Below are 16,621 nucleotides of genomic sequence, written 5' to 3' on the forward strand. Positions count from 1 at the left end.
CCCCTCTGTCCGTCCGCACCGCGACAGACGTGTGTAGCGTCCTCCAGAATGCACCGGTCTCGGTGCGCACCACCCCGGGCACCTACATCGGGGACGGGGCCTCAGGACTCCGGCGGTACACTCCTCCGTCCGGCCCCGACGTGATCAGCCAGCATCTCGCCGCATGGGAACGGTTCATCTACTCACCCCACGACCTTGATCCACTGGTCCTCATGGCGCTGCTGCACTACCAGTTCGAGGCCATCCACCCTTTCCCCGACGGAAACGGTCGCACCGGACGAATCCTCAATATCCTGCTTCTCATCCAGCAGGAGCTCCTGGATCTTCCTGTTCTCTACCTGTCCGGCGTCATCGTCAGCAGGAAGAACGAGTACTACGACCGACTACTCGCCGTCACCACCCACCAGGACTGGGAGGGGTGGGTCCTCTTCATGCTCAAGGCCGTCGAGGACGCTGCCCGCGACACTGCCGAACTGATCAATGACCTCCGCGCCATGCAGGAAATGACCTCCCTGCACATCCGGGATGCCCTCCCCGCCGCCCCGGCCATGGAACTGGCCGAACTCCTCTTCACCGTGCCCTATGTCCGAATCAGAGACATCGAAGCCCGGGGACTGGCCAAGCGGCAGACTGCCTCGAACTGGCTGAGCGCCCTCGCTGACGCCGGGATTCTGGAGGAGTCCAGGGCCGATGGACGGCAGAAGGTCTTCATCAACCGTCCCGCGCTGGAGATCCTCACCCGTTCCTGATGGCGTAAGCAACGAACCGCAATCGTGAAACCCCCGTTCAGGCCCGTGCTCGGGAATGCCACGAAGAACTTGGTGTCGACGTAGAGGTCACCCGACCCCGTATCGCCGCTCGGCTGACTGCGACATGGCGTGCTGCCCGTGATGGAGAGGTTGCCGAACCGGGAGCGTCCTGGCGTTAAACCACTCCTGCAGAACATGCTGCGCCATCGGGTTGTGCGTGGCGCCATCCGGCCGTGTCAGTTTCCCCGGCGAACTTACACAGCCGGGTGGCGCTGAACGAAGTGGATGGCGCTTGTGTGGGTTGCGCCCCGCCAGGTCAGCGCGAGGTGACGTCTGCGGTAACGGTGGCGCCGTCAGAGGTGGAGGGGGTGGACGCGACGACCGTGGTGGCGTCCTCATCGGAGGCAACAGCCTCATCGTCGGCCTCAAGGTCGAAGCCGTGCTCGCCGGCGGAGTCCCACACGTCTTTCTCCCAGATCCCGGCGCGCTTGGCGACGACCGTGGCCACCAGGGACTGGCCGGTGACGTTGACCGCGGTGCGCCCCATGTCGATGATTGGCTCGATGGCCAGCAGGAGGCCCACACCGGCCAGCGGCAGGCCCAGGGTGGACAGCGTCAGGGTGAGCATCACGGTCGCGCCGGTGGTGCCGGCCGTCGCCGCAGAGCCGATCACCGAGACAAAGATGATGAGCAGGTAGTCGGTGAAGCCGAGGTCGAGGCCGTAGAACTGGGCCACGAACAGGGCGGCGATCGCCGGGTAGATCGAGGCGCAGCCGTCCATCTTCGTCGTCGCGCCCAGCGGCACGGCGAAGGACGCGTAGGCGCTCGGCACGCCCATGGACTGCTCGGTGACGCGCTGGGTGACCGGCATGACACCCATCGAGGACCGCGTGACGAAGCCCAGCGAGGTCACCGGCCAGACGCGGCGGTAGAACCCGGTGACGGACAGGCCGTTGAACATCAGCACGGCCGGGTAGATGACCAGCAGGACGATCGCGAGACCGACGTAGATCGCCAGGACGAACTTACCGAGGGAGCCCAGGGCGTCCCACCCGTAGTCGGCGACGGCGTGGCCGATGAGGGCACCGGTGCCGATCGGGGCAAGGCGGATGATCCACCACAGGACCTTCTGCACCACGGTGAGCAGGGACTCGGTGATGTTGAGGAAAGGCTCGGCGGACTTACCGGCCTTCACCGCGGCGATGCCGAGGGCCAGGGAGATGATGAGCAGCTGGAGAACGTTGAAGCTCACCGAGATATCGCCGTCGGAGCTCGCCGAAGCACCGAGGCCGAGGAAGTTGGTGGGCACGACCGAGTCGATGAAGCCCATCCAGGAGCCGGTGTTGGACGGCTCGGCGGCGGAGGACGCTTCGATGTCCGTGCCGGAACCCGGCTTCATGATGACGCCGACGAGGATGCCGACGATCACGGAGAAGAACGCCGTGATGACAAACCAGATCAGGGTGCTGATCGCCAGGCGGGCGGCGTTGGCGACCTTGCGCAGGTTCGCCACCGAGGTGATGACTGCGGTGATGATCAGCGGCGGGACCATGGTCTTCAGCAGGGAGACGTAGATCGAGCCGGTCTTGTCGAGGAACTGGGCGAGCCAGGGGGAGTCGGCGTCGGGGACGTCGGACGCCTGGGCGCGGGCGATGAAGCCGAGGATGAGGCCGACCACGAGGCCGGCGATGACCTGCGCGCCGAAGCCGGTGAGCCAGGCGGGCAGGTGCCGACGCGGCGCGGCGGTACCGGTGGAGGCCGCGGGCGGGGCGTCGATGGTGTCCTGGTGGGACATGGGATTCTCCTAGTGAACAGATCTGTCTATATCGGCCCGTCACTCTACGCCTCCACCTGCACAGAGACAATGCTGCCGGTCTGGTGTTCCCGAGATCACTCCAGTACCGGGCGATGACGCACATCATCCCAGGTCAGTGGGTTCGAGAAGCAGTATGCTGGCAGCAACCTGTCAGTTCCGGACGAAGACCGTGATTCGACCCATATTCGTTAGGCGTGCAGGTCGCCGGGCCCGTAACGTCAGAAGGCAATGACCACCACCACTGCACACACCACAGCGGCCACCGGTGCTGACTCCACCGACGCCGCCCCCGACTCCATGGCCGCCACCATGTCCCTGGGAGGACGCTTCCGTGTCCGACGCGCCGACCTCATCAGCGTCGTCGCCGTCATCATGGGCCTGGCCACCATCAACGTCACCGCGCACCTGACCTCGCTGTCCACGGTCGCGGCGATCGTCCCGGTCGGCGTGGCCTGTCTGCTCGTCATCGCCAAGGCACGCGGTATGAGCTGGACCGATCTCGGCCTCGGCCGGGCCCACATCGGCAAGGGCCTGAAATACGGCATCGGCGCGGTCGTCCTCGTCGCCGCCGTCATCGCCCTGGCCCTGGCGATCCCGATGACCAGGGGTTTCTTCTTCAATGAGTCCTACGCCTCGCTGCGCACCGCGCTGATTGCCGCGCTGGTGATCATCCCGCTGCAGACCGTGCTGCCGGAGGAGCTGGCCTTCCGTGGCCTGCTCCACGGCCGGCTCCGTCGCCTCGGCGGCACCAAGGCCGTTTTCATCGGCGGCTCGATCCTCTTCGGCCTGTGGCACGTCGCCAGCTCGCTGAGCCTCACCGCCACCAACGTGGGCCTGACCGCGTTCCTCGGCTCGGGTACCGCCGCCCAGTGGGCCGGCGTCGGCCTGGCCGTCGTCGCCACCGCGGGTGCGGGCGCGGGCCTGACCTGGCTGCGTCACCACACCGGTAGCGTGCTCGCCCCCATCGGCCTGCACTGGGCCCTCAACGCCGTCGGCGCGCTGGCCGCTGCCGCCGCGTGGACCTTCCTGTGACCGCTGCATCCAGGTAGGATGCCCGGACGCCGGGGAAGCCCGGAGCAGTTACTCGCAGGCGACGCCGTCGTTGTCGCCGTCCATGCCCGAGCGGTAGCCGGGCTCGCCGCGGTACAGCGGGGTCACTCCCGCAGCACGGGCTGCGGAGCAGTTCGCGTAGTAGACACCGGCCGGGTCGGCCGGCACATCCTCCGCGGCGGGAGCAGCCGGCGCGGCAGGTTCCTCCACCGGAACCTCGGCCGGGGCACCGGCATTGTCCCCGGCCACCGGGGAACCACCCGCGGCGATCCCGTCGGCGCCACAGCCCGAGAGGATACGCACCATGGCGTCCTTCTCCGCCTGCGTGACCCACAGCGCATAGGCGGCCTTCACGTCGATCTGCATCGACACATAGGTGCAGCGGAAGGACTTGTTGGCCGGCAGCCAGGTGGCGGCGTCCCCGTCGCTCTTCTGCATATTCGCCGGACCGTCGACAGCGAGCAGGTTCGCCGGGTCATTCGCCAGCTGCTCGCGGCGCTCCGGGGAGAGCTGCTGTGCACCCTTCTGCCAGGCGTCCGACAGGGCGACGAGGTGGTCGATCTGCACGGCCGTGGAGGTGTCCTGACCACGGACGAAGTTGATGGTCCGGCCGGTGTACGGGTCGTCCAGGGTGCCGGTGAGCACCCGGCAGGTCCCGTCCTTGTAGGTGATGTCGGTGAGGTCGCGGGCGAGGATGTCATTGCGGGTGTCGCAGCCGTTGCGGTCCACGTCCGCCCACGCCTGACCGAACAGTGCCCGGTCATAGCCGGTTTTCGGGGCGCGACCCTTGACCTCGAGGGTGTCCAGGGTGGCCAGTGCCGGGGCGTCGGCGTCATCGGCGGAGGACGCGGCGTCCCCCTCATCCCCTGGATCTTCCGCATCCTCGGTGGGCTCCGACGACGGGGGCCCGGCCGGGGACGTCACCACCTCAGAGGTGGAGGTGACGGTGACGACGGTGGCGTCCTCATCCGTCGAACAGCTGACGAGGGCGGACGAAGCGAGAACGGCCGCCGAGAGACCGGCGACCGTCCGGAGGGTGTTACGCATCAGTGGTGTGGGGTTCCTTGACTTCAGCGGGTCCAGCATCTTCCGCAGGCCGGGCCCGCCACGCGGCGAGGCACAGCAACGCCAGGCAGATGATGCCTGAGATGCCCTGGATGTTTCCGTAGAGGAAGTCTACAATCCCGATGTCGCTGAACGACCACGGGCCGTTCTCCGGGAACACCTGGTAGTGGTGGTTCGCGCTCGTCTGGTAGTCCTCGTCGCTGAGCCGCCCGAAGGACAGGTTCGCGACCACGAGCAGCAGGGTCCCGGTCAGCGTCGGCCAGTCCCACCCGTCCCGGCGTCCGGTGACCAGGGCAGAGAGCTGGGCCGCGAGGAGCACGATCGCGACGATGATGCCGGTCCAGTGGTGTGTCACCGCGATCGGCGCCGAGATGCTCACCGCGAGTACCAGGGTCAGCAGGACGCTCACGGGGCGTCCGGCCGCCGACAGCCGCCACACCGCCCAGCCGGAGATCACGGCGATGACCAGCAGACCGGGGATCATAAGGGTCTGGGCGGTGTCGCCGTCCATGCCCGCGCGGGTCAGAATGCCGGTGAGCGCCTGGTTCGCCGCGTAGCCGGGTCCACCACCGCGCTCGCCGTTGAAGAACTCCTCGGTCCAGAAGAACGTCGAGTCCGAGGCTCGGAAGATCCAGCCGAGGCCCGCGGTCACGAGGAAAGCGACGAAAGAGCGGGCGAGGTCACCCCACTTCCTCGTCACGAGGAAGACCAGGGCGTAGGCCGCCGGGGTGATCTTGATGCCGGCGGCGATGCCCACGCCCGCACCGCGCAGCCACTTCGGTGTGTAACCCAGCAGGTCAGCGGCAACGAGCAGGACAAGGAAGACGTTGATCTGCCCGTACATCAGATGCACCTGCAGCGGCTCGATCAGCAGGGCGAAGCCCAGGGCAGCGAGCCCGGTGAGCGGGGCGAGACGACGCCAGAGAGTGGACACACCGGCCAGCACCGTGATCCGGTGGACCGCCATGGTCAGCACGGCCCAGGCGGCGGCCAGTGAGGCCAGCGTCCACACCATCTCCATCGTCTCCTCACCCATCCAGGTCAGCGGCACGAAAAGCACCGCGGCCAGTGGCGGGTAGATGAAGGCGAAGCCCGAGCGGGAGGGGAAATCGTCACCGTAGAGGGCGTTACCGTCGAGGATCGCCTGACCGGCGTCCACGAAGACACCGACGTCGAGCAGGTAGTTCTCCCGGACATGGGAGAAGATGCCGTCCAGCTGCCAGACGAGGCAGACAAGGCCGACGATTGTGATGACAGCGAAAAGCCCCCGCACCAGCGGTCGGGACGCTGTGCGCGGGGTATCTGCGGTTGTGGTCGGGGATGCGGTCGGGGCAGTCATTGACGGGAGAGTTTACCTGCCCTGACTCCCGTTCCGGGCACCCGCCGAGCCCCGAGGACCTACTGACCGTCGGGCAGGTCGCCGGAGGCGTTCTCCAGGTGGGCGCGGATGAACCACTGGAACTGCTCCATGGCACCGATCTGGCCGATGAACATGTCCTCACTGACCGGGTCGAGCTGGTCGAGGGCGGCATCCGCCTCACGGGAGTCGATGATGACCTTGTCGTAGATCTCGTTGAGAGCGGTGAGGTGCTGGACCGTGCTGCCCTTGTTGACCGGGTACTGGAGCGGCTCGCGGCCCGGCGAGTGGGAGTCCGGGGTACCGATCGGCTCGCCACCGAGGGCGGCGATGCGCTCGGCGACGGCGTCCGCGTTGGCACGGATCGCCTCGACCTCCGGGTCGAGCATCTCGTGGACACCGATGAAGTTCGGGCCGACAACGTTCCAGTGCGCGTGCTTGAGGATGAGGTGGAGGTCGTTGTAGGCGGTGAGGCGCTCCTGCAGGATGTCGATGACCTGCTTGGCATCGCCCTCTGACAGGCCCGGGACAGTGAAGTTACTCATGGTGTCTATCGCTCCTTCGTATGACGTGTGGTGATCTGCCGTGTCCGCTGTTCTCAACGGATCACGGCCCAGCCTATTCCAGATCACCGGGGAGCCGGTGGTTGTTCCACCCCCGAACAGGTCCATAAAAGGTAACGTGAACAGAACTATGTTGACTGTGCCGAAGAAGTTGAAGAAGCCGCTCCGCAAGCCGCTGAAGAAGATCGAGAAGACCGTCATGAAGAGGGTCTTCGGGTCCCCCCGTGCTTTCGAGCGTGGCCTGGCGATCTGGCCCCCACTGGCGGGCGACGGCGTGCGCGTCCACAACATCTCCGACGACTGGTCCTACGGCGAGGTCGTGCTGCATTCGGGGCCGTTGACACAGAACATGCACGGTGCAGCCTTCGGCGGAACCCTGTTCTCCATGACCGACTTCCTCTTCGGGACGCTGGTCATGAAACGTCTCGGCCGCGACTACGAGGCCTGGACCCGCACCGGCCAGTTCCAGTTCCTCGCCCCGGGTCGCGACGGTGCCCGGATGACGGTGCGCGTCACCGACGAGCTCTGCGAGGAGATCCTCGCCGGCATCGAGGACGACGGCTACTACAACGTCGCCTTCACCTGCGTCATCACCAACCGGGACGGAACGGTCGTCGGCGTCGGCCAGCAGGACCTGCACGTGCGTCCCCGCAAGGGCCGTGAAGCGTCGAGGACGCCCGGGGCGGCGCGCGAGACCGACGAGTCCATGGCGCCCCGGGAACCGAAGGGGATGACACTGGAGCACCTGGTCACCGCGGCCGCCTGGCGAGCCTGGGGACCGACCGGCAGCGGCGAGCACGGCCTGCTGACCTCGGTGCTCTCCGCGGCACGACGCATCCCCGAGCCCGAGGAGCAGGCCCGCTACGTGTGCGGCGAGATCCTGTCCCGCGACGCGCTGACCACCGGTGAACTGCTGGAGCTGGCGATCCCCCGGCGTCTGCTGGGATAGCGTGGGTCCGGCGTGGCACTCTCCGAGAGACCTTCTCAACCGGGTCTTACGCAACCAGGCCAACCCCGGGACCGTGTGGAGGAACGCCTGTCGGAGATCTGACGGTACGGTCTTCTGAGAACCGTGGTCGGTGGTCAGGCCCGGTCCGTTGTGACCGGTGACCTCAGGAGTCGGCGAGACAGTGCCCTGTCACCGGAGGTGGCGGGGTCACATGGCCGCGCCGACTGCGAGCAGCACGACCGCTGCCACGGGGAGCAGTCCCTGCTTCAGGGCCGCGCCACGCTTGTCCGGTGACGTCAACCAGAGCACTGCGGCGGCGCCGGACATGCTCACCGTGCCGGCCAGGGTCAGGGCCAGCCCGATACCTCCGGCAGTGGTGGTCACGGTCACGATGACGCCGACGAGGACCTCGACAGCCAGGAAAAGGTTGTAGAATCCCTGGTTGAAAGCCATCTCCCTGGTGCTGTCCGCCTCCTGCTCCGTGAGACCGAAGATCGCGCGTGCGCGGGGGGTGGTCCAGGCCATGGACTCCAGGTAGAAGATGAACACGTGGAGTAGTGCGGCCAGTGCTGCCAGTACGGCACCTGTGATGATCATTGCTGTTCGCCTCTGCTGTTCTTCCGGTGCTCTACGTTGTTGGTGGGGTCAGCTAGAACCGGAGCAGGACCTTGCCGGTGCGTCCGGAAGACATGCTGGAGATCATCGCCTCGCGGAAATCAGAGGCGTCGAAGATACCCTCGACGGGGAGGGTGACACTCCCTTCCGAGATCCGTGTGATGAGTTCTCCGAAGAGCTCAGACTTCTTCCCGGGGTTCATCTCCTGGCTGATCTTGCTGCCCCAGAAACCTCGCACGGTGATGTCTTTGAAGATCACCGGGCCGGAAGGGATCGTCATAGTCGGGTCACCCATCGCGCCGAAGCACACGAGGGTGGCGCCCTCTCCGAGTACGGAGACGAGATCGGCGGTCGCCTGGCCACCGACTGAGTCCAGTCCGGTCGCTACCCGCGCACCTCCGGTGATCTCCTGCAGCTTCTCTCGCCAGGCAGGGTCCTCGGTGGAGAGCACGTCAGTGATACCTTCCGCCGCGAGGTCGGCGACCGCTGCGTCACGGCGGACCAGTCCGATGACGTGGATGCCCCGTGCCTTGGCGAGCTGGGCGAGGATCCTTCCGACGGCTCCGTTGGCGGAGTTCTGGATCAGCCAGTCACCCTCATGCAGGTCTAGGAAGTCCAGCAGGCTGATCGCGCTGAAAGGCATCGACACCAGCTGCGCCGCACTGTCGTCGGACAACTGATCGGGAACGGGGATTGCCCCGGCGGCATCGATCAGCGCGTACTCAGACCATGTGCCGAAGGAGGTTCCACTGACCACCCGCTGTCCGGGCACGAGACCCGAGACGTCGGGGCCGAGGGCGTCGACGGTGCCGAGGACCTCCGTTCCGGCATGTGCGGGGAGGTCGGGAACGAATCCGTAGGTTCCTCGGATCGTCCAGATGTCGTGGTTGTGAACGGGGGACAGGACCACCCGGATCCTGACCTGCCCCTCTGAGGGCTCGGGTACGTTCTCTTCGGTGAGGCGCAGGACATCTTCGGGTTCACCGAAGCTGTCGTGGATGAGGCTACGCATTGACGTCTCCTTTGTGTGCTGTTGACGGTTGTCGTTCAGGTTGGTCGTTGAGGGTGAGGTCAGTCGTCGACGACGGAGACCGTCACGTCGATGTTTCCGCGGGTGGCGTTGGAGTAGGGGCAGACCTGGTGCGCGGCATCGGCCAGGGTCTGTGCTTCCTGGGTCGGCATGCCGGGGATCGTGACCTCGAGGTGCACGCTGAGCTCGAATCCGCCGTTGCCGTCGGATCCGATGCCGACCCGGGTGCCCACCGAGCTGTCGGCCACGGAGACCTTCTTCGTTCGGGCGACCATCTGGAGAGCGGAATGGAAGCAGGCCGCATAGCCGGCAGCGAAGAGGAGCTCCGGGTTGGCACCGTCACCACTGCCCCCCATTTCGATGGGGACGGCGAGATCCAGGTCCAGGCGTCCGTCGGATGTTACGACGTGGCCGTCGCGGCCGGCACCTGTGGCCAGTGCCTCTGCGGTGTAGAGCGGGGTCATGTCAGTCCTTTCGGGTAGGTGTGTGTGGAGGGGCCGGTTCCTGACGGCCGAGTTGCCGCAGGCTCCGGATGAGCCTGCCGGCGGTGTCGTCATCAGGGACTCCCATCGCCGCCGCGACCTCGCGGGGAATCCCGGACAGGGGTTCCCGGAGTCCCTCACCCGCGTCCGTGAGCTCGATGTTGACCACCCGTTCGTCTTCCGGGGCGCGGTGCCGGCTGACGTAGCCCGCCTGTTCCAGACGCTTCACCAGGGGGGAGAGGGTGCCGGAATCCAGCTGCATCTCCTCCCCGAGTTCGCGGATGGTCCGGGGCCCCTGGTTCCAGAGGACGTAGAGCACCAGGTACTGGGGGTACGTGAGGTTCCAGGGCTCGAGCAACTCCCGGTACGTGCGTGTGGTCTTACGGCTTGCGGAGTAGAGGGCGAAGCACAGCATGCGGTCGGTAGCTCCCATGCCCATAACTATTGCACACATCTTAATTGTGCACAATCCTCTGAAGGGATTTCGGTCCCTCGAGGTCGACCCGCGCGCGATGCGGCAACCGCGCCACCCCGGAATCAGCCTTGTACGGGCCAGGTACATGTCCCCGGACCGCAATGGGAACCGACACGCCCCTGACCCCACCGGACCGGGGCCCTCACGGCAGGGGCATGACCTAACCGACCGAGCCCGGAAGGACGACCGCGAGAACCCCGGACAGGACCACGACGCGTGGCGAACTGCCGCTCACCCCGATGATCTGCTCGCCTTTCTCCCGCATCCGCCGGAGCACCTCGTGCACCTGCAGCTCCGGGTCAAGGACCAGCAACGGGCGGATAATACCCGCCTCACTGACCAGGGACGTCCGGTCCAGCGTGAGAGTGTCGCGGACATGGACGAAAGCGCCCGCGCCCACGAGGACGCGCATCTGACCCGAGGCGCGGGCGGCGTCCTGCACCTCACCGACCGTCGCCGCAGCCGGCAGGACCGGAACAGACGCCCCGGGCAGCTCGCCCAGCGTCCGACGGGTCAGATCCAGTGCACCGATCACCCGGTCACGGTCCGCGGCATCCAGTGCACCGGTCTGCGCGGAGTGCTCCACGAGGTGACGCAGTGAATCGGCATCGTGCCCACCGGCGGCGGCACGGTCCACCGGTTCCACGCCTGACCAGCGCACCAGCCGGTTCGCCGCCCGGTTCATGGCGATCAGCAACGGTCGCAGCAACCACGCCAGCCCACGGGCGGGCACGGCGATCAGGCGCACCGCACGCTCCGGGAAGGCGATCGCCCAGGACTTCGGCGCCATCTCGCCGATGACCAGGTGCAGGAAGGTCACGACGAGCAGGGCGAGGATGAAGGAGACGGGGTAGGCGGCGGACGACGGCAGTCCCACCGCCTCGACCAGTGGCTTGATCCACGAGGAGACCGCCGGCTTGGTCACCGCACCGAGGGCGAAGGTCACCGCGGTGATGCCCAGCTGGGCGGCGGCGAGCATGACGGTGAGTTCGTCCATGCCGCGCAGGGCGGCGCGGGCGGAGAGCCGGATGGACGCCTGCTCCTCCAGCCGGTGCCGCTTCGCCCCCAGCAGGGCGAATTCGATCATGACGAAAAAGGCACTTGCCAGCAACAGTGCCAGGGTGACGAGGATGACGGTCACGGTGGTCATCACAGCTCCTCCGCGGGATCGACGGTCTCCACGGACTCCACGGACAGGGCCACCTCAGCGGGGACATGGCGCTCCACCGACCGGACCTCGGCGACGAGCACACGGACCGGAACCTCGTCCAGGACGTCGCGGGGGTCGGCGGGCAGGGCGATACGCACCACGTCACCGACCTCCGGGAGGTCACCGGTGTGCTCGATGACCAGACCTGCGAGTGTCTCGGCGTCCGACTCCGGCAGCAGGATCCCCAGCAGGCGGGCGACTTCGTCAAGGTGCTCGTCACCGGGTAGGACGCCGGGCACCTCACCCTGCGTCCAGGCGACGGCGACCTTCTCGTCATGTTCGTCGGTGAGTTCACCGACGATCTCCTCGGCGAGATCCTCGGCGGTGAGGACGCCGGATACACCGCCGTACTCGTCGACGACGCACGCCAGCCGGTCATCACTTTCCACCAGCGCGACGAGGGCGTCCGGCAGGCTCATCGCCTCCGGCAGGACCACCGCATCCCGGACCAGGTCCACGACCGGGGACGCCGGATCCAGCCCTTCGGCCAGGACATCCTCCAGGTGCAGCACTCCGTGGAGGACCTCGGCGTCCCCGGTACCGGAGACCACCGGGTAGCGGGTGTGCTCGACCGCCATACGTGCGCGGGCCCGGGCGACGGAGTCCGTGGCCGACAACTCACCGGTCTTCGACCTCGGCACCATCGCATGCTCGACCGTGCGCTCCGGGAAGTCCAGGATGCGCTCGACGACGCCGGAGACGTCGGCGGGGAGGTCGCCGGAGGTGCGGGCGTCCGCCACGATGCGTTCAAGCTCCCGTGGGGAGGCTGTCGAGTCGACGTCCTCCACCGGAGTGACGCCCACCAACTTCAACAGGGCGTTGGACGACCAGTCGAAGAAGGCGATGAGCGGGCCGAAGAGCTTCAGGTAGAGCGAGGTCGACCGGGCCAGGCCCAGCGCGAGGGGTTCCGGGGCGGCGATAGCCAGGTTCTTCGGGTAGAGCTCGGCGGCGATCATCTGCACGACCGTGGCGACGAGGAGGACCAGCAGGGCGATCGTCGCCGCGGAGACCCCGGTGAGGTCCGCGACCACGCCGCCGATCAGCGGCTCAGCGAGTTCACCGACGAGCAGGCCGGTGACAGTGATGCCCAGCTGTGCGCCGGAGAGCATGAAGCTGGTGCGCCGGGTGACGGTCAGGGCGCGTGCGGCCCTGCGGTCCCCGGCGTCCGCCCGGGCGGCGAGGCGTGACCGGTCGACGGACATGTACGCGAATTCCTGGGCGACGAACCAGGCGTTCAGTGCGATGAGAATGAGAACGGCGAGGATGCCGGCGGTGAGTGCCGCAACTGCGGTGGCGGTACTCACCTGGGTTCACCATCGTCCATGGTGGACGATCAACTCCTTGTGTAGGCGACGGTAGTGGTGAACGAAGTTTACACGATCTTTCCGCGTAGCCTCGGGTGCCATGAGCGATCCTGTGCACCCCGACATCTACCGCGCCGCCGACACCCGCTACACGGGCACCGACGAGCACCCCGCTGTCCCCTACCGGCGCAGCGGCATCTCCGGTCTGAAACTGCCGGCCATCACCCTGGGCCTGTGGCACAACTTCGGCTCGGACCGTCCGCTGCAGAACCAGCGGGAGATCCTGCGCCACGCCTTCGACCGCGGTGTCACCCACTTCGACCTGGCCAACAACTACGGACCCGTCCCGGGTGCCGCGGAGGAGAACTTCGGGCGGATCATGGCGTCCGACTTCCGGCCCTACCGCGATGAACTGCTGATCTCCTCCAAGGCCGGCTGGATCATGCAGGACGGCCCCTACGGTTTTGGCGGGTCGCGGAAGTACCTCGTGGCCAGCTGTGACGCGTCACTGAAGCGCATGGGCCTGGACTACGTCGACATCTTCTACCACCACCGACCGGACCCGGAGACCCCGGTGGAGGAGACCGTCGCCGCCCTGGACCACATCGTGCGGTCCGGCCGGGCCCTCTACGTCGGCATCAGCTCCTACTCCCCCGAGCTCACCCGGCAGGCCCAGGCGATCGCGAAAGACCTGGGGACGCCGCTGCTCATCCACCAGCCGAGCTACTCGATGTTCAACCGGTGGATCGAGGACGAGCTGCTGGCGACCTGCGCCGACCAGGGCATGGGCGTGATCGCCTTCTCCGCTCTGGCACAGGGACTGCTCACCGACCGGTACCTCAACGGGGTGCCGGAGGATTCCCGCCTGGGACGCCACAACATGGACACCGGGTTCCTCACCGACGACACCCTGCTCGCCATCCGCGCGCTCAACGACATCGCCGCCGGTCGCGGGCAGACGCTCGCCCAGATGGCGATCGCCTGGGTGCTGCGCCGCCCGGAGGTCACCAGTGCGCTGATCGGGGCGTCCTCCGTGGAGCAGCTCGATGACTCCCTGGACGCGCTGAAGAACCTCGACTTCACGGATACTGAGCTCACGGAGATCGACCGGTACGCGGTCGACCGTGGCATCAACCAGTGGGCGAAGGCGACGGACTCGACGCGGTAGTCGACGACGCAGGGCTGGTGATTCTCAGGGAGAGTGGGGCACTATTACTCCCATGCGTAGAATCCTCCTGTCCCTGACCGTCGCCGTCGGCATCGCCGCCGGCACAGCGGCCCCCGCCGTCGCCCAGGGAGCGACCTCGTCGAGCACTGACCTGCCGGGGATCATCGGCAGCTCCGACCCGATCTTCACGGAGGGGCCTCTCGGCTCCCTCTTCACGGACGCCGACTACTCCCCGTTCCTTGTCGCCACGCTGGCTGCCGGTGCCGGTGCGGCAGGGGTCACCTGGGCTGTCCAGCAGCGCCTCATCGCGAATCCGCTGCCCGGCATCATCCCGGGCCCGCCGGCCCGGTAGCCGCGGCAGACCCGACAAGCACAGACCTACCGGCCGAAGTTCTCCACGATCGCGGCATTGAAGGCGTCGACATCGGCCTTGGTGCGCGAAGTGATGAGCAGACCCGCTCCCCCGTCGTCGATGCAGACCTCCTCGTCGACCCAGGTCGCGCCGGCATTGACCAGGTCGGTGCGCAGGGTCGGTGACGAGGTGAGGGTGCGGCCGGTCACGGCGTCCGCGTCGGTGAGAATCCAGGCGCCGTGACAGATGGCGGCGATCGGCTTACCCGCCGTCGCCATGCCGCGGACCAGCTCGACGGCATGCTCATCGAGGCGCAGCTGGTCGGCGTTGCTGACACCGCCGGGCAGGATGAGCCCGCCGAAAGACGCGGCGTCCGCGTCGGCGGTGATCATGTCCGGGGTGAAAGCGGTTCCGCGCTTACCGGTGATGATGCTGTCCTGAGGCGCGACAATGAGGACGCGGCCGCCAGCCTGTTCCACGGCGTGCTTCGCCTGGCTGACTTCCGTGTCCTCGAAGCCGGTGGTGGCCAGGATCGCGATGGTCCACTTACTGAGATCGCTCATGCCACCTGATGGTACGCCCGAGTCCCGTGATTCCCATCACCAGACTCCGTAACCGTCGCCCCGGACACACCCGCACACGGGGGCCGGGGCAGGAACAGGCGGGGACCGGGCAGTTGATCAGAAGAGACCGTTGGGGTTCTCGTCGTAGGACCAGAGCAGGTTCTTCGTCTGCTGGTAGTGGTCCAGCATCATCAGGTGGGTCTCGCGACCGATACCGGACTTCTTGTAGCCGCCGAAAGCCGCGTGCGCCGGGTAGGAGTGGTAGTTGTTCACCCACACACGACCGGACTGGATGGCGCGTCCCGCCTGGTAGGCGGTCCGGCCGTCACGGGCCCAGACGCCGGCGCCGAGGCCGTAGTCGGTGTCGTTGGCGATCGCGATGGCGTCGTCGAAGTCCTGGAAGGTGGTGACGGCGAGGACCGGGCCGAAGATCTCCTCCTGGAAGCAACGCATGTTGTTGCTGCCTTTGAGGACGGTCGGCTCGACGTAGAAGCCGTTCTCCAGGCCGTCGACGGTACGGACGCTGCCGCCGATGAGCACCTCGGCACCCTCCTCAGGGCCGGACTTGAGGTAGCTGGAGATCTTGTCCATCTGCTCCAGGGAGGCCTGGGCACCGATCATGGTCTCGGGATCCAGCGGGTTACCGACCTTGACCTGGCGGACGCGCTCGACGGCGAGCTCGAGGAACTCGTCGGCGATGGACTCCTGGACCAGTGCGCGGGACGGGCAGGTGCAGACCTCACCCTGGTTGAGGGCGAACATCGAGAAGCCCTCGAGGGTCTTCTGACGGAAAGAGTCGTCGGCGTCCATGACGTCACCGAAGAAGATGTTCGGGGACTTGCCGCCGAGCTCCAGGGTGACCGGGATGAGCTTCTCGGCGACAGCCTTGTTGATGATCTTGCCGACCTCTGTGGAACCGGTGAAGGCGATCTTGTCGATGCGGTCCGAGGCGGTCAGAGCCGCGCCGGTCTCCTCGCCGAGGCCATTGACGATGTTGAGGACGCCGTCGGGAAGCAGGTCGGCGATGAGCTCGGCGACCACGAGGATGGACGCCGGGGTCTGCTCGGCCGGCTTGAGGACGATCGCGTTACCGGCGGCCAGTGCGGGGCAGATCTTCCACGCCGCCATGAGGATCGGGAAGTTCCAGGGGATGATCTGGGCAACGACACCCAGCGGCTCGTGGAAGTGGTAGGCGACGGTGTTCTCGTCGATCTGGGAGAGGTGGCCTTCCTGGGCGCGGAGCGCACCGGCGTAGTACCGGAAGTGGTCCACGGCCAGGGGCAGGTCGGCGGCGAGGGTCTCACGGACCGGCTTGCCGTTGTCCCAGGTCTCCGCGACGGCGAGCATCTCGAGGTTCTCCTCGAGGGCATCGGCGATCTTCAGCAGGATGCGGGACCGCTCCTGGACGCTGGTCTTCCCCCAGGCGGGTGCGGCGGCGTGGGCGGCGTCGAGGGCCTTCTCCACGTCCGCGGCCTTCGAGCGGGGGACCTCGCAGAAGACCTTGCCGTCGACGGGGCTGATGTTCTCCATGTACTGGCCGTCAGCGGGCTCGACCCACTGGCCGCCGATGAAGTTGCCGTAGCGGGGCTTGAACGAGATGAGGGATCCCTCGGTGCCGGGTGCTGCGTAGACGTTGCTGCCCTGTGCGGTGATGGTCATGAGACTGGCTACCTCCGTGGTGGACCGGGCTTCTCCCGGGTCGACTGATGATGGATTGCGTGACCCAACCTATCGGGAGTTGTGTGTGATGGCGACCACTATAAGTTCATATACTCGCCGCCGTCACACAGCTTCACCTATCGCCGCAGGACGCCGCCCCTTAACTGTCAAGTTGGCAAAAGAACACCCCGTCAGGCCTTCCCGGAACGGGGGC

The 16,621-nt window shown here is 66.9% G+C and carries 17 protein-coding genes; 5 read left to right on the forward strand and 12 right to left on the reverse strand.

From position 1 onward, the window contains the following. The coding region (locus CVA01_RS13175; RefSeq protein WP_244938312.1) for a Fic family protein at positions 1–749 on the forward strand (749 nt) is incomplete at its 5' end. 316 nt (positions 750–1,065) lie between these two features. On the opposite strand, the gene CVA01_RS13180 is transcribed toward CVA01_RS13175, so the two are convergent. Continuing rightward, complete coding sequence (locus CVA01_RS13180; protein WP_141331339.1) at positions 1,066–2,544, reverse strand: dicarboxylate/amino acid:cation symporter; 1,479 nt, start codon at positions 2,542–2,544, stop codon at positions 1,066–1,068. Positions 2,545–2,793: 249 nt separating this feature from the next. Here CVA01_RS13180 and CVA01_RS13185 point away from each other — a divergent pair, with 249 nt between their 5' ends. After that, positions 2,794–3,597 (forward strand): CPBP family intramembrane glutamic endopeptidase, encoded by an 804-nt coding sequence (locus tag CVA01_RS13185; protein WP_174775647.1) that lies wholly within the window; start codon positions 2,794–2,796, stop codon positions 3,595–3,597. A 48-nt stretch (positions 3,598–3,645) separates the two neighbouring features. On the opposite strand, the gene CVA01_RS13190 is transcribed toward CVA01_RS13185, so the two are convergent. The 3 genes from CVA01_RS13190 to CVA01_RS13200 are packed head-to-tail and all read right to left on the reverse strand — an operon-like array spanning position 3,646 to position 6,582. Beyond that, positions 3,646–4,662 carry a GmrSD restriction endonuclease domain-containing protein gene (locus CVA01_RS13190; protein ID WP_244938313.1) on the reverse strand — a complete coding sequence of 339 codons (1,017 nt, stop codon included), beginning with the start codon at positions 4,660–4,662 and terminating at the stop codon, positions 3,646–3,648. Beyond that, positions 4,655–6,019, reverse strand: coding sequence for a glycosyltransferase 87 family protein (locus tag CVA01_RS13195; RefSeq protein WP_141331341.1), 1,365 nt, complete (start codon positions 6,017–6,019; stop codon positions 4,655–4,657). Before CVA01_RS13195 ends, CVA01_RS13190 begins: the two co-directional genes overlap by 8 nt. A 59-nt stretch (positions 6,020–6,078) precedes the next feature. Next, positions 6,079–6,582: a Dps family protein gene (locus CVA01_RS13200; protein ID WP_014008668.1), complete on the reverse strand. Its 504-nt coding sequence runs from the start codon at positions 6,580–6,582 to the stop codon at positions 6,079–6,081. A 148-nt stretch (positions 6,583–6,730) separates the two neighbouring features. Between CVA01_RS13200 and CVA01_RS13205 the strand changes: the two genes are divergently transcribed. Next, positions 6,731–7,549 carry a PaaI family thioesterase gene (locus CVA01_RS13205; protein ID WP_014008667.1) on the forward strand — a complete coding sequence of 273 codons (819 nt, stop codon included), beginning with the start codon at positions 6,731–6,733 and terminating at the stop codon, positions 7,547–7,549. 207 nt (positions 7,550–7,756) lie between these two features. On the opposite strand, the gene CVA01_RS13210 is transcribed toward CVA01_RS13205, so the two are convergent. The 6 genes from CVA01_RS13210 to CVA01_RS13235 all read right to left on the reverse strand — a co-directional run bounded on the left by CVA01_RS13210 (position 7,757) and on the right by CVA01_RS13235 (position 12,665). Next, on the reverse strand, positions 7,757–8,146 hold the full coding sequence (locus tag CVA01_RS13210; RefSeq protein WP_141331343.1) for a DUF1304 domain-containing protein: 390 nt from the start codon (positions 8,144–8,146) through the stop codon (positions 7,757–7,759). A gap of 52 nt (positions 8,147–8,198) precedes the next feature. Then, complete coding sequence (locus tag CVA01_RS13215; RefSeq protein WP_141331345.1) at positions 8,199–9,176, reverse strand: zinc-binding dehydrogenase; 978 nt, start codon at positions 9,174–9,176, stop codon at positions 8,199–8,201. 59 nt (positions 9,177–9,235) lie between these two features. Next, positions 9,236–9,658, reverse strand: a complete 423-nt coding sequence (locus CVA01_RS13220) for an organic hydroperoxide resistance protein (RefSeq protein ID WP_141331347.1) — start codon at positions 9,656–9,658, stop codon at positions 9,236–9,238. 1 nt (position 9,659) lies between these two features. Then, positions 9,660–10,109 carry a MarR family winged helix-turn-helix transcriptional regulator gene (locus CVA01_RS13225; protein ID WP_170209794.1) on the reverse strand — a complete coding sequence of 150 codons (450 nt, stop codon included), beginning with the start codon at positions 10,107–10,109 and terminating at the stop codon, positions 9,660–9,662. A gap of 202 nt (positions 10,110–10,311) precedes the next feature. Beyond that, positions 10,312–11,301 carry a CNNM domain-containing protein gene (locus CVA01_RS13230; protein WP_141331351.1) on the reverse strand — a complete coding sequence of 330 codons (990 nt, stop codon included), beginning with the start codon at positions 11,299–11,301 and terminating at the stop codon, positions 10,312–10,314. Then, the gene (locus CVA01_RS13235; RefSeq protein WP_141331353.1) at positions 11,301–12,665 is read right to left on the reverse strand and encodes a hemolysin family protein; all 1,365 of its coding nucleotides are present in this window, start codon (positions 12,663–12,665) and stop codon (positions 11,301–11,303) included. The genes CVA01_RS13230 and CVA01_RS13235 overlap by 1 nt, the downstream gene beginning before the upstream one ends. Before the next feature lie 100 nt (positions 12,666–12,765). On the opposite strand from CVA01_RS13235, the gene CVA01_RS13240 reads away from it, so the two are divergent. Both CVA01_RS13240 and CVA01_RS13245 read left to right on the forward strand, forming a co-directional pair. Further along, positions 12,766–13,833 (forward strand): aldo/keto reductase, encoded by a 1,068-nt coding sequence (locus CVA01_RS13240; RefSeq protein ID WP_141331355.1) that lies wholly within the window; start codon positions 12,766–12,768, stop codon positions 13,831–13,833. A 52-nt stretch (positions 13,834–13,885) separates the two neighbouring features. Then, complete coding sequence (locus CVA01_RS13245; protein WP_141331358.1) at positions 13,886–14,185, forward strand: hypothetical protein; 300 nt, start codon at positions 13,886–13,888, stop codon at positions 14,183–14,185. Between the two features lie 26 nt (positions 14,186–14,211). Here the strand turns inward: CVA01_RS13245 and CVA01_RS13250 are convergent, their stop codons facing one another. Together CVA01_RS13250 and exaC are read right to left on the reverse strand one after the other, a co-directional pair. Continuing rightward, on the reverse strand, positions 14,212–14,748 hold the full coding sequence (locus CVA01_RS13250; protein WP_073884038.1) for a type 1 glutamine amidotransferase domain-containing protein: 537 nt from the start codon (positions 14,746–14,748) through the stop codon (positions 14,212–14,214). Between the two features lie 117 nt (positions 14,749–14,865). Continuing rightward, entirely contained in the window at positions 14,866–16,407 is a 1,542-nt protein-coding gene (exaC, locus tag CVA01_RS13255; RefSeq protein ID WP_141331360.1) for an acetaldehyde dehydrogenase ExaC, read from the reverse strand. Between the last annotated feature and the right edge of the window lie 214 nt (positions 16,408–16,621).

Source organism: Corynebacterium variabile (assembly GCF_006539825.1).
GTDB classification, from domain to species: domain Bacteria; phylum Actinomycetota; class Actinomycetes; order Mycobacteriales; family Mycobacteriaceae; genus Corynebacterium; species Corynebacterium variabile.

What these genes read in the sequence shown, in the direction of transcription:
- CVA01_RS13185 (WP_174775647.1), top strand. Translation starts at nt 2,794, where the DNA reads ATGACCACCACCACTGCACACACCACAGCGGCCACCGGTGCTGACTCC.
- CVA01_RS13225 (WP_170209794.1), bottom strand. Translation starts at nt 10,109, where the DNA reads ATGGGAGCTACCGACCGCATGCTGTGCTTCGCCCTCTACTCCGCAAGC.
- CVA01_RS13250 (WP_073884038.1), bottom strand. Translation starts at nt 14,748, where the DNA reads ATGAGCGATCTCAGTAAGTGGACCATCGCGATCCTGGCCACCACCGGC.
- CVA01_RS13200 (WP_014008668.1), bottom strand. Translation starts at nt 6,582, where the DNA reads ATGAGTAACTTCACTGTCCCGGGCCTGTCAGAGGGCGATGCCAAGCAG.
- CVA01_RS13245 (WP_141331358.1), top strand. Translation starts at nt 13,886, where the DNA reads ATGCGTAGAATCCTCCTGTCCCTGACCGTCGCCGTCGGCATCGCCGCC.
- CVA01_RS13195 (WP_141331341.1), bottom strand. Translation starts at nt 6,019, where the DNA reads ATGACTGCCCCGACCGCATCCCCGACCACAACCGCAGATACCCCGCGC.
- CVA01_RS13180 (WP_141331339.1), bottom strand. Translation starts at nt 2,544, where the DNA reads ATGTCCCACCAGGACACCATCGACGCCCCGCCCGCGGCCTCCACCGGT.
- CVA01_RS13205 (WP_014008667.1), top strand. Translation starts at nt 6,731, where the DNA reads ATGTTGACTGTGCCGAAGAAGTTGAAGAAGCCGCTCCGCAAGCCGCTG.
- CVA01_RS13240 (WP_141331355.1), top strand. Translation starts at nt 12,766, where the DNA reads ATGAGCGATCCTGTGCACCCCGACATCTACCGCGCCGCCGACACCCGC.
- CVA01_RS13190 (WP_244938313.1), bottom strand. Translation starts at nt 4,662, where the DNA reads ATGCGTAACACCCTCCGGACGGTCGCCGGTCTCTCGGCGGCCGTTCTC.
- CVA01_RS13230 (WP_141331351.1), bottom strand. Translation starts at nt 11,301, where the DNA reads ATGACCACCGTGACCGTCATCCTCGTCACCCTGGCACTGTTGCTGGCA.
- CVA01_RS13220 (WP_141331347.1), bottom strand. Translation starts at nt 9,658, where the DNA reads ATGACCCCGCTCTACACCGCAGAGGCACTGGCCACAGGTGCCGGCCGC.
- exaC (WP_141331360.1), bottom strand. Translation starts at nt 16,407, where the DNA reads ATGACCATCACCGCACAGGGCAGCAACGTCTACGCAGCACCCGGCACC.
- CVA01_RS13210 (WP_141331343.1), bottom strand. Translation starts at nt 8,146, where the DNA reads ATGATCATCACAGGTGCCGTACTGGCAGCACTGGCCGCACTACTCCAC.
- CVA01_RS13215 (WP_141331345.1), bottom strand. Translation starts at nt 9,176, where the DNA reads ATGCGTAGCCTCATCCACGACAGCTTCGGTGAACCCGAAGATGTCCTG.